The organism is Ectothiorhodospira magna (genome assembly GCF_900110965.1).
GTDB lineage: Bacteria > Pseudomonadota > Gammaproteobacteria > Ectothiorhodospirales > Ectothiorhodospiraceae > Ectothiorhodospira > Ectothiorhodospira magna.
On record NZ_FOFO01000018.1, the window covers coordinates 43,267 to 56,733 of the forward strand.

Genomic DNA, 13,467 nt, shown 5'->3' on the forward strand with positions numbered 1-13,467 from the left:
GTGTACAGGATCACGAGGCTTTGGGCGGAGGCTTGGTCCCCTGCAGCAGGCTGACGGCAATCAACCAGACAGCACCCACGGTGATGGCGCTGTCGGCGATGTTGAACACGGGCCAGTGATAGCCGGCGTAGTGCATGTCGATGAAGTCGATCACATGGCCGTGCCAGATCCGGTCGATGACATTGCCGATGGCGCCGCCGACGATCAGGGCCAGGCCCGCGGCGGTGCCGGCCTCTTCCCGCTGGAGCCTGGCCATCCACCACACCAGGATGATGCTCACGCCAATGGCCAGCACGGTGAAGAACCAGCGCTGCCAGCCGCCGGCTTCACTGAGGAAGCTGAAGGCCGCCCCCTGGTTGTAGACCAGGGTGAAGTTCAAGAACGGCAGGATTTCCATGGGTGCAAACTGCACCAGCTGGTACTCCGCGATCCGCTTGGTGATCTGGTCCAGGACGATCACGGCAAAGGACAGCCACAGCCATTTGATCATGTTTTTGTTCTCTGTTGGCGCCCCTCTCCATGGGAAGGAGAGGGGGGTGAGGGCAATATGTGGATCAGGCAAAGGCCCGGTGTTCCCCCGTGCCAGCCACATTCTCCACGCAGCGTCCGCACAGTTCCGGATGCCCGGCATCGGCACCCACATCCGCCCGGTGATGCCAGCAGCGGGGGCACTTGGGATGTTCGCACCGGGATACCCGGATGGCCAGGTCATCACCCTCCGGGAGGCTGACGGTCACGGTATCTGCGGGGGCCAGGTCGCGGCCCTGGACCCGGGCATAGGAGGTGATCAGCACAAACCGGAGTTCATCCCCCAGACGGGAGAGGATGTCTTTAAGCGGGCCATCGCAGTACAGGTCCACCTCCGCATCCAGGGCGGCGCCGATGCCGCCGTCGGCCCGCAGCTTTTCCAGTTCCCGACTGACCAGCTGACGCACTTCCAGTACCCGGTGCCAGTCGGCGGCGCTCAGGGGGCCGTCCTCCGGCAGCGGGGAGAGGTGTTCATACCAGGTGGTGAGCAGCACCGAGGCCGGACGCTCTCCGGGGATGTGCCGCCAGATCTCCTCGGCGGTGAAGCTCAGGATGGGGGCCAGCCAGCGGGTCATGGCCTCCACCACGTGGTACATGGCGGTCTGGGCCGAACGACGGGCGCGGCTGTCCGCCTGGGTGGTGTACTGGCGGTCCTTGATCACGTCCAGGTAGAAGCTGCCCATCTCCACCGAGCAGAAGTTGTGGACCCGCTGGTAGATCTGGTGGAACTGGTAGCGCTCATAGGCCTGGGTCACCTGCTGTTGCACCTTGAGGGCCTGGTCCACCGCCCAGCGATCCAGGGGCAGCATCTGTTCCGGCGGCAGCAGATCCCGGGCCGGATCGAAGCCGTTGAGGTTGGCCAGCAGGAAGCGGGCGGTATTGCGCATGCGCCGGTAGGCGTCGGCAGTCCGCTTGAGGATCTCGTCGGACACCGCCATCTCGCCGCTGTAGTCGGTGGCCGCCACCCACAGACGCAGGATGTCCGCCCCCAGGGTGTCCATCACCTTCTGGGGCGCCACCACGTTGCCCTTGGACTTGGACATCTTCTGGCCCTGGGCGTCCACCGTGAAACCATGGGTCAGCACCGCCTTGTAGGGGGCTTCGCCCCGCATGGCCACGGCGGTGAGCAGGGAGGACTGGAACCAGCCCCGATGCTGGTCGGAGCCTTCCAGGTAGAGGTCCGCCGGCAGTCCCAGCCCGGCCCGGCGCTCGGTCACGGCGGCATGGGTGACGCCAGAGTCGAACCATACATCCAGGGTGTCGCCGAGCTTGTCGAAGCGGTCTGCGTCCTCCCCCAGCAGCTCTCGCGGGTCCAGACTGAACCAGGCCTCGATACCGGCCTGTTCCACCCGCTGGGCCACCGCCTCGATCAGGGCGGGGGTATCCGGGTGCAGGGCGCCGGTTTCCTTGTTGACGAACAGGGGGATAGGGACACCCCAGTGGCGCTGGCGGGAGATGCACCAGTCGGGGCGGTTGGCCACCATGCCCTCGATGCGGGCGCGGCCCCAGTCGGGCACCCAGCGCACCTTGTCGATGGCGCTCAGGGCGGTTTCCCGCAGTTCCGCCTTCTCCATGCTGATGAACCACTGGGGGGTGGCGCGGAAGATGATGGGGGTCTTGTGGCGCCAGCAATGGGGGTAGCTGTGGCGGATCTTCTCCATCTTCACCAGCATGCCCCGGTCTTGCAGCAGTTGGAGGATATGGCCGTTGGCCTCGTTCACGGATTGACCGGCGAACAGCTCGGTGGTGGGCAGGAAGCGACCGTCGCCGCCCACCGGGTTATCCACCGGCAGGTTGTAGCGACTGCCCACCACGTAGTCATCCTGACCATGGCCGGGGGCGGTGTGAACGGCGCCGGTCCCCGCTTCCAGGGTGACGTGATCGCCCAGGATCACCGGTACCTGGCGGTCATAGAAGGGATGCTGCAGCAGCATTCCCTCGAACAGGGCGCCCCGGGCATGGCCGACGATGCGCCAGTCCTCGAAGCCGTAGCGCCCCATGGCGGTGTCCACCAGATCCCGGGCCAGCAGCAGGCGCTCGCCGTTGACCGCCACCAGGGCGTATTCCAGTTCCGGGTGCAGGGCCACCGCCTGGTTGGCGGGCAAGGTCCAGGGGGTGGTGGTCCAGATCACCACCGAGACCGGACCGGTGGCGGCGTCATCCAGCACGGTGAGGCGCCGCAGGACGTCCTCGTCGTCCAGGGTGCGGAACCGCACGTCGATGGCGGGGGAGGTCTTGTCCTCGTATTCCACTTCCGCCTCGGCCAGGGCGGAGCCGCAGTCCACGCACCAGTGCACCGGCTTGTCGCCCTTGAGCAGGTGCCCTCGCTCGATGATGGTCCCCAGGGCGCGGATGATGTCGGCCTCCACCGGATAGTCCATGGTCAGATAGGGGTTGTCCCAGTCGCCCAGCACCCCCAGACGCTTGAAGTCCTCCCGCTGGCGATCCACCTGCTCATGGGCATAGGTGCGGCAGGCCTGACGGAAGCTGGCGGCATCGGCACCCCGGGCGGCCTTGCCCAGCTTGCGTTCCACCTGCAGTTCGATGGGCAGGCCGTGGCAGTCCCAGCCGGGGACGTAGGGGGCATCGAAACCCGCCAGGGTGCGGCTCTTGACGATGATGTCCTTGAGAATCTTGTTGACCGCGTGGCCGATGTGGATGTCGCCGTTGGCGTAGGGCGGGCCGTCCGCCAGGACGAAGCGGGGACGCCCCGCGCTGACCTGGCGGATCTGCCGGTACAGGTCCTGCTGCTGCCAGTCCGCCAGCATCTTGGGTTCCCGCTGGGCCAGGTTGCCCCGCATGGGGAAATCGGTCTGGGGCAGGTTCAGGGTATCTTTGTAATCAGCCAATGTCGTATAACCTCAGTCGGTCCCGTGTGGCGCCGATGATGTGGGGGCCGCAAAAAATTGCCGGGCCTGTGCCGCATCCAGGGTGATCTGGGCGCGCAGGGCATCCAGTGAAGGAAAGCGTTGTTCATCCCGCAGGTGGTGCAGCAGATCCACCTGCAGGTGACGGCCATAGAGATCCCCGTCGAAATCAAACAGGTGAACCTCCAGCCGGTTCTGCATGCCCCCCAGGGTAGGACGGGTGCCTGCGTTGGCCACCCCCTGCAAGGGTTCCCCCGGCAGACCAAAAACCTCCACCGCATGGACCCCGCGTATTGCCATGGGGCTTGGCCCCAGCAGCAGGTTCGCCGTGGGAAACCCCAGGGGCTTGCCCTGCTTGTCGCCATGAACCACCCGGCCACTGATACGGTAGCGGCGCCCCAGCAATTTTTCCGCCTCTGTCATCCGGCCCAGGGTCAGGGCCCGGCGAATGCGGGTACTGCTGACCCGTTCCCCATCAATAGGAAAGGTATGCATGTGGGTCACCTCAAAGCCGTGGACCTTGCCGGCTTCCTTGAGGGTCTGGAAATCTCCGGCACGTTGCCTGCCGAAACGGAAATCATCCCCCACCACCAGATAGCGTACCCCCAGTTGCTCCACCAGCAGGATGCGGATGAAATCCTCCGGACACATCCGCGCCAAAGCGGCATTGAAGCGCAGGCATAGCAGGCGATCCACAGAGAAACGCCGCAGAGCCAGGCATTTGTCCCGAAAACGCTGCAGCCGGGGCGGCGCCCTGCCGCCGGTAAAATATTCCCGGGGCAGGGGTTCAAAACTCACCACCGTGGTGGGCAGGCCCAGTTCCGCCCCCTTTTCGGCCAGTTGTCCAAGTACGGCCTGGTGACCCAAGTGGACGCCGTCGAAATTGCCGATGGTGACTACCGAGCCACGGTGGCGGGGCCTGAGATTGTGGGCACCGCGAATCAGTTCCATGGGAGTTGGTCGCAAAAGTGTTGAGTATACTCAGGAGGGGCCGGGCTTTGACAGGCTTGCGGGGTCATTTCAGCAGGAAGGCTCTGGGGCGGACCCCCAGGGCAAGCAGGGCCGCGCCATAGCTGACCGCCCCCAGACCGATCAGGCCCAGCAGCATCAGCACCCGTTCCCGGGCGATCCAGGCACTCCACTGGGACAACTCCGGGGTCAATATCAACAGCAGCCCCGTCATCAACCCTGCCGCCAGCAGCAGTCGCCACCACAGCCCTATCCAGCCCGGCAGGATGTGCAACACCTGGTCCCGCCGCAGGCCCCGATAGAGCAGGGCGGCATTCAGGTAGGCCGACAGGGCGGTGGCCAGGGCCAGGCCGGCATGGGGACCGGGCCAGTCCATCCAGACCCAGGGCACCACGATGACCAGGTTCAGCACCATATTGGCCACCATGGCAATGATGCCCACCTTCACCGGTGTGGTGGTGTCCTGCCGGGAAAAATAGCCCGGAGCCAGAATCTTGATGAGGATGAAGGCCGGCAGGCCCGCGGCGTAGGCCATCAGGGACATGGCCGCCATGCGGGTGTCGCTCTCCAGGAATTCCTGGTACTGGATCAGGCTGGACAGGATCGGCGCCGCCAGCAGGATCAGGCCCAGGGCGCAGGGGATGGCAATGAGCAGGGACAGCCGCAATGCCCAGTCCAGGGTGCGGCTGAAGGCCATGGGGTCTGCCCCGGCATGTTCCCGGGACAGGCGGGGCAGGATCACCGTGGCGATGGCGATGCCGAACAGGGCCAGGGGCAGCTCCACGAACCGGTCGGAGAAATACAGCCAGGTGATGGAACCGGCGGCCAGGAAGGAGGCGATCAGGGTGTCCACCAGCAGATTGATCTGCACCACCGACGTGCCGAAGATGGCCGGCAGCATGAGCCGACCAATGCGCCGGACTCCGGCATGGGCCCGTTTCAGGCGCGGGCGGGGCAGCAGGCCCACCCGCATCAGGAACGGAATCTGAAAAGCCAGCTGCACCGCGCCGGCGATGAACACGCCCCAGGCCAGAGCCACCACCGGTTCTGCAAACAGGGGGGCGCCCCAGATGGCGGCGGCAATCAGAGACAGGTTCAGGAACACGGGAGTGAAGGCGGGCACGGCAAAGCGCCCCACGCTGTTCAAAATACCGCCGGCCATGGCGGTGAGGGAAATGAACAGCAGGTAGGGGAAGGTGATGCGCAGCATCTCCGAAGCCAGGGCATGGCGGCCATCTTCGCCGTGAAACCCCGGCGCAAACAGGCTGATGAGCAAGGGCGCTACCAGCACCCCCAGCAGGGTGACCAGAAACAGCACCAGGGTGAGGGCGCCACTGACATGATCCAGCAGATCCTTGAGTTCCCTGGCCCCGCGCTTTTCCCGGTATTCGGCGAACACCGGCACAAACGCCTGGGAAAAGGCCCCTTCCGCGAACAGGCGGCGCAGAAAATTGGGGATGCGAAAGGCAACGAAGAAGGCGTCGGTGGCCCCGCTGGCGCCGAAATTCACCGCCAGCACCATGTCCCGCAGATAGCCGAACAGGCGGGAAATCAGGGTCATGCCGCTGACCACGGCGGTGGATTTGAGAAGTCGACTCATGGGGGTGAGGGGTGACAGGGACCGGGGCGATACGATACAGGATTGCAGACCGGGTTTGGCAGGCCCGCCAGGGGCGTGGTTGACAACCCCTTGCATTCCATGCACACTTCCACGCCTTTCCGGAACTGACCCGATTTTTCAGGAGATTCACCTTGGCTAACATCGCCTCCGCTCGCAAGCGTGCCCGCCAGGCCGAGACCAATCGCCAGCGCAACATGGCTACGCGTTCGCGCTTTCGCACCGCCGTCAAAAAGGTGCTGAAGGCCGTGCGTGCCGGTGACAAGGACGGTGCAACATCCGCCTACCAGGCTGCCGTGCCGGTGATCGACAAGACCGTCACCAAGGGTATCATCCACGCCAACAAGGCGGCCCGTCACAAGAGCCGTCTGAACGCCCGCATCCGCCAGATGTGATGCCGGTGGGCCGGTACGCCGGCCATCGTGATGGATCTCTCGCAAAAAGCCCGGCATCAGCCGGGCTTTTTGTTTACACCAGCACCAGATTATCCCGGTGGATCAGTTCCGGTTCATCCACATAGCCCAGGATGGACTCGATTTCTTCCGCCTTGCGGCGCATGATCCGGCGGGCCTCGTCCGCAGCATAATTCACCAGCCCCCGCGCCACTGCCCGTCCATCCGGGTCCAGGCAGGTGACCACCTCGCCCCGTGAAAAACGACCTTTGACATGGGTGACCCCCACCGGCAACAGGCTACGCCCGGCCTCGCGGATCACCCGGGCGGCCCCGGCATCCAGTATCAGTTCACCCTTGGACACCAGTTGCCCTGCAATCCACTGCTTGCGGGCCGCCATGGGTTCCCGGTCCGGACGCAGCAGGGTGCCCAGCGCCTCGCCGGCGGCGATCCGCTCCAGCACCGCCGGGTTGCGGCCAGAGGTGATCAGGGTGTGGGTGCCGGAGCGGGCGGCGCGGGAAGCGGCGGTGAGCTTGGTGGCCATCCCGCCCCGACCCAGACGACCAAAGGTGGGGGCCACCAGCTTGAGCAGTTCCGGGTCTGAAGCCAGCCCCTCGGAAACCAGTTGAGCATCAGGCCGGCTGCGGGGGTCCCGGTCAAACAGACCCTGCTGGTCGGTGAGGATCACCAGCAACGAGGCTTCCACCAGATTACAGACCAGCGCCGCCAGGGTATCGTTGTCACCGAAACGAATTTCTTCCGTGGCCACGGTGTCGTTTTCATTCACCACCGGAATCGCCCCCAGACGCAGCAGGGTACGCAGGGTGCTGCGGGCATTGAGGTAACGGCGCCGGTCTGCCAGATCTTCATGGGTGAGCAGCACCTGGGCGGCATGCAGGCCATGGCGCTGGAAGCGGCTTTCGTAGGCCTGCACCAGGCCCATCTGGCCCACAGCGGCAGCGGCCTGCAATTCATGCAGGGCATGGGGACGCTCGATCCACCCCAGGCGGCTCATCCCTTCGGCCACCGCACCGGATGACACCAGCACCACTTCATGACCGGCCTGGGTCAGCCGGGCCACCTGTTCGGCCCAATCCTCCAGAGCCGGCAAATCCAGACCACGACCTTCGTCGGTGATCAGGGCCGAACCAATCTTGACAACCCAGCGACGGGCCTTACCCAGTTGTTGACGTGTCGGTGCCATGTTCTTCCAGATATCTCATCACATGTTGCGCCAGGGCTTCAGTTCCCACTCCGGTGGCTGCAGAGAGGGTGAATACCGGGCCGGTCCAGTTCAGGGCATCCACCAGGGCCTGACAGCGGGCCTCCCGTGCTTCGGCGGGGATCAGGTCAATCTTGTTGATCACCAGCCAGCGGGGGCGTGTCAGGAGTTCTGGATCGTATTGCTCCATTTCATGCTCGATAATCCGCACGGCCCGCTCCGGGGTGTCGTCCGGGTTCGGCGGGTCGATATCCACCAGATGCAGCAACAATCGGTTGCGGGACAGGTGCTTGAGGAACTGGATACCCAGGCCAGCGCCCTCGGCGGCGCCTTCGATCAGGCCAGGAATATCCGCCATGACAAAACTCTGCAGTGGACCCACCCGCACCACCCCCAGGTTGGGGTGCAGGGTGGTGAAGGGATAGTCGGCCACCTTGGGGTGGGCACCGGAGACCTGGGATATCAAGGTGGACTTGCCCGCATTGGGCAATCCCAGCAACCCCACATCTGCCAGCACTTTCAATTCCAGGCGCAACTGGCGGAATTCTCCGGGGGTGCCGGGTTTGGACTGGCGTGGGGCGCGATTCACCGAACTCTTGTAGCGGGTGTTCCCCAAGCCATGAAAGCCCCCCTGGGCCACCAGCAGGCGCTGACCGTGCTCCACCAGATCGCCGATGAGTTCATCGGTTTCTGTGTCGTAGCACAGGGTACCCACGGGGACAGGCACATCCAGATCAGCGCCGGACTGGCCGGTCATGTTGCGACTGCGGCCATTGTCTCCCCTTTGGGCCTCATAAAAGCGCTGGAAGCGAAAATCCGCCAGGGTGTTCAAGTCGTGGGTGGCCACCAGATAGACAGAACCGCCGTCGCCGCCGTCGCCGCCGTCGGGGCCGCCGAAGGGGACATATTTTTCACGGCGAAAGCTGACGCAGCCGTTGCCGCCGTCACCGGCTTTGACCTTGATGGTGGCTTCGTCGACGAATTTCATGGGATGACCGGGTTCAGGTTGGGATGGAGATGGGGGCGAATGATGATTGAGGATGATAGCCCCGTCTGTCGGGCCTGTCAGGTCGATGGTGGGGGCGGGTACGAAAAAAGCCCCGGAAACCGGGGCTTTTCGAGGGTGTTTCTCGACCCTGCGGGTGGCCGGTCAGGCCGGTACCACGCTCACAAACTTGCGATTCTTCGGACCCTTGGTCTCGAACACCACCTTGCCATCAGCCTTGGCAAACAGGGTATGGTCCTTGCCGCAGCCCACGTTCACACCAGGGTGAAACTGGGTGCCGCGCTGACGGACCAGGATGTTGCCCGCCAGTACGATCTGACCGCCAAAACGCTTGACGCCAAGGCGTTTGCTTTCTGAGTCGCGGCCGTTACGGGTACTGCCGCCTGCTTTCTTGTGTGCCATTTCAAGTTACCTCTATATCAACCGGAGATGGAAGTGATCTCCACCTCGGTGAAATGCTGGCGATGCCCCATGCGCTTGCGGGAGTGCTTGCGACGACGGAATTTGATGATTTCCACCTTGTCGGCACGTCCGTGGGACTTGACGGACGCGGTCACCTTACCGCCTTCCACGAAGGGTGCGCCAACCTTGACGTCTTCGCCGCTGCCCACCAGCAGGACGTTGTCGAATTCCACGGAGGCGCCGGATTCCGCGTCGAGCTTCTCGACCCGGATCACGTCACCCTGGGCAACCCGGTACTGCTTGCCACCGGTAGCGATAACCGCGTACATCTTGTTGATCTCCAAAAAGGGTCGAATCCAAAGAGGCGGGAGTTTACCTTGAGCGCAAGCACGGGTCAAATACTCAAATCATGAAAATCCGGGCCACGCCTTGACAGTGAACGGCTTGCTTCCTAGCATGCCCGATGTTTCCTGCCCGAGCGAACGATTACCTCCCATGGACCTTGACCCGATTCGCGACCTGATCGCCGACGACATGAAGGCGGTGGATGCCTGTATCCTGGAGCTGCTGTCCTCTCCGGTGGTGCTCATCAACCAGTTGGGCCACTACATCATCAGTGGCGGCGGCAAGCGGCTGCGGCCCATGATGGTGCTGCTCTCCGCTGGCGCCTGCGGCTATCAGGGACGACATCATATCGAACTGGCAGCAGTGATCGAATTCATTCACACCGCCACATTGCTCCATGACGATGTGGTGGACGCCTCGGAACTGCGTCGGGGGCGGGAAACCGCCAATGCCCTGTTCGGCAACGAGGCCAGCGTCCTGGTGGGGGATTATCTCTATTCCCGCTCCTTCGAGCGTCTGGTAGCCATCGGCAACATGCGCGCCATGCAAATTCTCTCCCACACCACCAGCACCATTGCCGAGGGTGAGGTGATGCAACTGATCAACTGCCACGACGCGGACACCACGGAAGCGCGTTACATGCACGTGATCCAGTCCAAAACAGCCAAGCTGTTTGACGCCGCCAGCCGTCTGGGGCCGGTGCTGGCAGAACTGCCAGACCCGGCAGAAGCATCCCTGGCGGCCTACGGCATGCATCTGGGCACGGCCTTTCAGCTCATTGACGATGTGATGGACTACAGCAGCAGCAAGGAGGAAATGGGCAAGAACATGGGTGATGACCTGGCCGAAGGCAAGCCCACCCTGCCGCTGATCCATGCCATGCGGGTGGGGCAGCCCGAAGATGCTGCAGTGATCCGTGAGGCCATCGAGCAGGGAGGGCGTGACCATGCCGATCGGGTGTTGCAGGTGATTGAGTCCACCGGTTCCATCGAATACACCCGCCAGGTGGCCGAAGCAGAGGCTCACCGGGCTGTGGAAAGTCTGTCGGTGCTGCCCCCCAGCCCCCATCGGGAGGCCATGGCGTCCCTGGCCCGCTTTTCCGTAGGCCGGGTCTCCTGACCCTGACCCAGGGGGCAATCCGGTGTTGGACTTTTTGCGTATCTCGTAGCACAATACGCAGCTTCCCTGGGCCAGCGGCCCAGGCATCAGTTTGCGGAGTGTAGCTCAGCCTGGTAGAGCACCGTCTTCGGGAGGCGGGGGTCGAAGGTTCGAATCCTTTCACTCCGACCAGTATGGAAAAAGCCCTGACACGAAAGTGTCGGGGCTTTTTTTTGTGGCCGTGGTAATGTGGCATCCGTGTTCCATAGCTCCTGTTTTACCATGCAACCGGCCCCCTCCTTTTTTCATCGATGGATATTTTTTTGCCTGCTGGCCCTGGTGGTCTGGCTGGCCGGCTGCACCACCGTGCCCACTTCCCCCGTTCCTGGGGATAGCGCTGCCCTGAATCAGGCGCTGACCGATCAGGACTGCAAGGCAGCGGTGGCTGTTCTGGAGACCTGGCCGCCTCCTGTCCCGGCGGATGCCCGTCTGGAAACCGCTTTTCTTTGCTTGATATCCGATCAGCCGCTGCTGGCTTTTGAGCATAGCGGGCATTTCATCCGGGCATTTCCAACCCATCCAGACCTGGACTATGGCTTTTATCTGCGGGCCATGGCCCGTTATGGCAGTTGGAAAGCCTTGCAGGAAGGCACCCTGGTGCCGCCGGACCAGGATCGGGCCCTGGCCAGAGAAGCCTTTATCCTGTTTCGGGAACTGGTGCAGCGTTTTCCCGATTCCCGCTATCGGGATGAGGTGGCTGGTTATTTGATGGATTTGCGGGAAGGGCTGGCGGCGGTGGAGGTCCGGCAGGCCAGAACCCTGTTGGCCCAGGGGGATGCCCGTCAGGCTCTGGCGCGGGCTGAGTACGTCCGGGAACATTTTGGCACCACCCAAACCCTGGCCGATGCCCTGGCCGTGATGGTGGATGCCCATCAGGCCCTGGGACACGACGAGGCCGCCGCCCGCGCCCGGCATTGGCTGGAAGTCCGTTTCCCTGACCGGGCGGGACAGCAGTCACCCTGAGGGATCAGGCGTCTCCGTGTCCCAGCACGGCGGTGTGCTGCTGCCGGGCAAAGTCCAGCATCCGCTGGGTAGACCGCAAGGCGCCTTCCCGCACAGCGGGGTCCACCTGGACGGCGTTGCCGCCTTCTTCCAGCACCTGAAGCAGGTTGTGCAGACCATTCATGGCCATCCAGGGACAATGGGCACAGCTGCGGCAGGTGGCGCTATGGCCGCCAGTGGGCGCCTCGATGAAGGTTTTATCGGGGGCTGCCTGACGCATCTTGTAGAAAATACCACTGTCGGTGGCAACGATCAGGGTGGGATGGGGCAGTGTCCGGGCGGCCTGGATCAGTTGGGAGGTGGAACCCACGGCGTCAGCCTGGGCAATGACCCCGGCGGGGGATTCGGGATGCACCAGCACGGCGGCTTCCGGATGCGCCTTTTTCAATTCTTCCAGGCCCCGGGTGCGAAATTCGTCGTGGACCACACAGGTGGCATCCCACAGCACCATGTCGGCGCCCGTGGTTTCATTGATGTAATGCCCCAGATGCCGGTCCGGTGCCCAGAGTATTTTCTGGCCCTGGGCCTTGAGGTGCTCCACCAGTTTCACCGCAATGCTGGAGGTGACCACATAGTCGGCCCGGGCCTTCACCCGGGCGGAGGTATTGGAGTAGACCACCACGGTACGGTCAGGATGGGCGTCGCAGAAGGCTTCAAATGCCTCTGCCGGACACCCCAGGTCCAGGGAGCATTCCGCCTCCAGGGTGGGCATGAGTACGGTTTTTTCCGGGCTGAGGATCTTGGCGGTTTCGCCCATGAAACGGACTCCCGCCACCACCAGGGTGGAAGCCGGGTGTTCCTGGCCAAAACGGGCCATGTCCAGGGAGTCGGAGACACAGCCGCCGGTATCCTCGGCGATCCGCTGCAGGTCTTCATGGACATAGTAATGGGCCACCAGCACGGCATCCCGTTCCTTGAGCAGGGTCTTGATCCGCTGGATCACCGCATCGCGCTCGGCGCCGGTGAAGCGGGGCAGGTGGCTCTCCACCCAGGCGGTTTCGGGTACCTGGAACTGGCAGAGGGGTTGGGGGGTGGCTACGGTCATGAACTTTGGGTCCCCTTGGAGATGCAGGGTGTGAACTGAACTCAATGGCTGTTAAACGATCCTGGCCCAATCCAATGTCCAAAGGGTCGATTCAGAGGGCGCAATCGGGCGGGCCGGTTCCCATTGCATTTGGACCAGAAGATATTATGCCTGTTCAGCGGCCCTGTCTGGTGGAACCTGGGGCGACTGTCAGGGTTTTTATCCAGATGGAGGCATATTTGCTTATGAACAAACCCGAGACCTCTCCTTCCAGAGGCCGTCGCTGGCGGCGATTGGCCATCGAATTGCTGATTGTGGTGCTGATCTTTCTGGCCCTGAAAAGCTGGCTGCAGCGGGACATGATCAGCGGCGAAGCCCCGGATTTTCAGGCCCATCTGCTGGACGGCACCCCGGTGAGTCTGGCGGATTACCGGGGCGCGCCGGTACTGGTGCATTTTTGGGCCACCTGGTGCGGGATCTGTCGCCTGGAACAGGGGAGTATCGAGGCCATCAGCCACTCTTGGCCGGTACTCACCGTGGCCATGCAGTCCGGTGATGCCGACACCCTGGCGGCCTACATGGCAGAGCAGGGCTATACCCAGGCAGTGATCGCCGATGAGGATGGTGCCCTGGCGGCCCGCTTTGGTGTGGGTGCGGTGCCGGCCAGCTTTGTGGTGGATGCCGAGGGCCATATTCGATTCCGGGAGCGAGGATTGACCACCGGCTGGGGGTTGCGCCTGCGACTGTGGTTGGCCCGGATACTGTGACAATCCCGGTTCCGCGGGCAGGCAATCCCTCCGTCGGGCTGCGACAGGACTTTAAATCAGGTTATATTCCCTCTCAAAGATCCGGGACCATGCTCCTCCGGGGCCGCGACCGGCATGGCGTCCGTGGGCGCTGAATGAACATGGGGCGTCAGACCCCGGCAAGAGGA

At 63.5% G+C, this 13,467-nt stretch carries 13 protein-coding genes and 1 tRNA gene; 5 read left to right on the forward strand and 9 right to left on the reverse strand.

Annotated features, from left to right (window positions below; all coding sequences use genetic code 11):
* Window positions 1-10: 10 nt before the first annotated feature.
* The 4 genes from lspA to murJ all read right to left on the reverse strand — a co-directional run bounded on the left by lspA (window position 11) and on the right by murJ (window position 5,964).
* Complete coding sequence (lspA, locus tag BMX62_RS08535; RefSeq protein WP_090207375.1) at window positions 11-490, reverse strand: signal peptidase II; 480 nt, start codon at window positions 488-490, stop codon at window positions 11-13.
* A 64-nt stretch (window positions 491-554) separates the two neighbouring features.
* Window positions 555-3,377 (reverse strand): isoleucine--tRNA ligase, encoded by a 2,823-nt coding sequence (gene ileS / locus BMX62_RS08540; RefSeq protein WP_090207379.1) that lies wholly within the window; start codon window positions 3,375-3,377, stop codon window positions 555-557.
* A 12-nt stretch (window positions 3,378-3,389) separates the two neighbouring features.
* Window positions 3,390-4,346, reverse strand: a complete 957-nt coding sequence (gene ribF / locus BMX62_RS08545; RefSeq protein ID WP_090207384.1) for a bifunctional riboflavin kinase/FAD synthetase — start codon at window positions 4,344-4,346, stop codon at window positions 3,390-3,392.
* A gap of 64 nt (window positions 4,347-4,410) precedes the next feature.
* The gene (gene murJ, locus BMX62_RS08550) at window positions 4,411-5,964 is read right to left on the reverse strand and encodes a murein biosynthesis integral membrane protein MurJ (RefSeq protein ID WP_090207486.1); all 1,554 of its coding nucleotides are present in this window, start codon (window positions 5,962-5,964) and stop codon (window positions 4,411-4,413) included.
* 152 nt (window positions 5,965-6,116) lie between these two features.
* Between murJ and rpsT the strand changes: the two genes are divergently transcribed.
* A complete protein-coding gene (rpsT, locus tag BMX62_RS08555; RefSeq protein WP_090207388.1) occupies window positions 6,117-6,377 on the forward strand; it encodes a 30S ribosomal protein S20 in 261 nt (86 codons plus the stop codon).
* Window positions 6,378-6,450: 73 nt separating this feature from the next.
* Here rpsT and proB read toward each other — a convergent pair whose 3' ends face one another.
* The 4 genes from proB to rplU form a co-directional block, all read right to left on the reverse strand.
* Window positions 6,451-7,578 carry a glutamate 5-kinase gene (proB, locus tag BMX62_RS08560; protein ID WP_090207393.1) on the reverse strand — a complete coding sequence of 376 codons (1,128 nt, stop codon included), beginning with the start codon at window positions 7,576-7,578 and terminating at the stop codon, window positions 6,451-6,453.
* The gene (gene cgtA / locus BMX62_RS08565; protein ID WP_090207396.1) at window positions 7,550-8,584 is read right to left on the reverse strand and encodes an Obg family GTPase CgtA; all 1,035 of its coding nucleotides are present in this window, start codon (window positions 8,582-8,584) and stop codon (window positions 7,550-7,552) included. Before cgtA ends, proB begins: the two co-directional genes overlap by 29 nt.
* A gap of 162 nt (window positions 8,585-8,746) precedes the next feature.
* A complete protein-coding gene (gene rpmA, locus BMX62_RS08570; RefSeq protein ID WP_090207399.1) occupies window positions 8,747-9,004 on the reverse strand; it encodes a 50S ribosomal protein L27 in 258 nt (85 codons plus the stop codon).
* A 17-nt stretch (window positions 9,005-9,021) separates the two neighbouring features.
* The gene (gene rplU, locus BMX62_RS08575; protein ID WP_090207490.1) at window positions 9,022-9,333 is read right to left on the reverse strand and encodes a 50S ribosomal protein L21; all 312 of its coding nucleotides are present in this window, start codon (window positions 9,331-9,333) and stop codon (window positions 9,022-9,024) included.
* Between the two features lie 166 nt (window positions 9,334-9,499).
* Between rplU and ispB the strand changes: the two genes are divergently transcribed.
* From ispB to bamD, 3 genes are all read left to right on the forward strand, one after another.
* Window positions 9,500-10,468 carry an octaprenyl diphosphate synthase gene (ispB, locus tag BMX62_RS08580; RefSeq protein ID WP_090207402.1) on the forward strand — a complete coding sequence of 323 codons (969 nt, stop codon included), beginning with the start codon at window positions 9,500-9,502 and terminating at the stop codon, window positions 10,466-10,468.
* 94 nt (window positions 10,469-10,562) lie between these two features.
* A tRNA-Pro gene (locus BMX62_RS08585) sits at window positions 10,563-10,639 on the forward strand.
* A 90-nt stretch (window positions 10,640-10,729) separates the two neighbouring features.
* Window positions 10,730-11,470 carry an outer membrane protein assembly factor BamD gene (gene bamD, locus BMX62_RS08590; protein ID WP_090207407.1) on the forward strand — a complete coding sequence of 247 codons (741 nt, stop codon included), beginning with the start codon at window positions 10,730-10,732 and terminating at the stop codon, window positions 11,468-11,470.
* 4 nt (window positions 11,471-11,474) lie between these two features.
* Here bamD and nadA read toward each other — a convergent pair whose 3' ends face one another.
* Complete coding sequence (gene nadA / locus BMX62_RS08595) at window positions 11,475-12,554, reverse strand: quinolinate synthase NadA (protein WP_090207410.1); 1,080 nt, start codon at window positions 12,552-12,554, stop codon at window positions 11,475-11,477.
* A 224-nt stretch (window positions 12,555-12,778) separates the two neighbouring features.
* Between nadA and BMX62_RS08600 the strand changes: the two genes are divergently transcribed.
* Window positions 12,779-13,300 (forward strand): protein disulfide oxidoreductase, encoded by a 522-nt coding sequence (locus tag BMX62_RS08600; protein ID WP_090207413.1) that lies wholly within the window; start codon window positions 12,779-12,781, stop codon window positions 13,298-13,300.
* Window positions 13,301-13,467: the final 167 nt, after the last annotated feature.

Excerpts from the sequence above, each read along its gene's own strand:
- lspA (WP_090207375.1), bottom strand. The coding sequence starts at position 490 with ATGATCAAATGGCTGTGGCTGTCCTTTGCCGTGATCGTCCTGGACCAG.
- ribF (WP_090207384.1), bottom strand. The coding sequence starts at position 4,346 with ATGGAACTGATTCGCGGTGCCCACAATCTCAGGCCCCGCCACCGTGGC.
- murJ (WP_090207486.1), bottom strand. The coding sequence starts at position 5,964 with ATGAGTCGACTTCTCAAATCCACCGCCGTGGTCAGCGGCATGACCCTG.
- proB (WP_090207393.1), bottom strand. The coding sequence starts at position 7,578 with ATGGCACCGACACGTCAACAACTGGGTAAGGCCCGTCGCTGGGTTGTC.
- cgtA (WP_090207396.1), bottom strand. The coding sequence starts at position 8,584 with ATGAAATTCGTCGACGAAGCCACCATCAAGGTCAAAGCCGGTGACGGC.
- rpmA (WP_090207399.1), bottom strand. The coding sequence starts at position 9,004 with ATGGCACACAAGAAAGCAGGCGGCAGTACCCGTAACGGCCGCGACTCA.
- rplU (WP_090207490.1), bottom strand. The coding sequence starts at position 9,333 with ATGTACGCGGTTATCGCTACCGGTGGCAAGCAGTACCGGGTTGCCCAG.
- ispB (WP_090207402.1), top strand. The coding sequence starts at position 9,500 with ATGGACCTTGACCCGATTCGCGACCTGATCGCCGACGACATGAAGGCG.
- bamD (WP_090207407.1), top strand. The coding sequence starts at position 10,730 with ATGCAACCGGCCCCCTCCTTTTTTCATCGATGGATATTTTTTTGCCTG.
- nadA (WP_090207410.1), bottom strand. The coding sequence starts at position 12,554 with ATGACCGTAGCCACCCCCCAACCCCTCTGCCAGTTCCAGGTACCCGAA.
- BMX62_RS08600 (WP_090207413.1), top strand. The coding sequence starts at position 12,779 with ATGAACAAACCCGAGACCTCTCCTTCCAGAGGCCGTCGCTGGCGGCGA.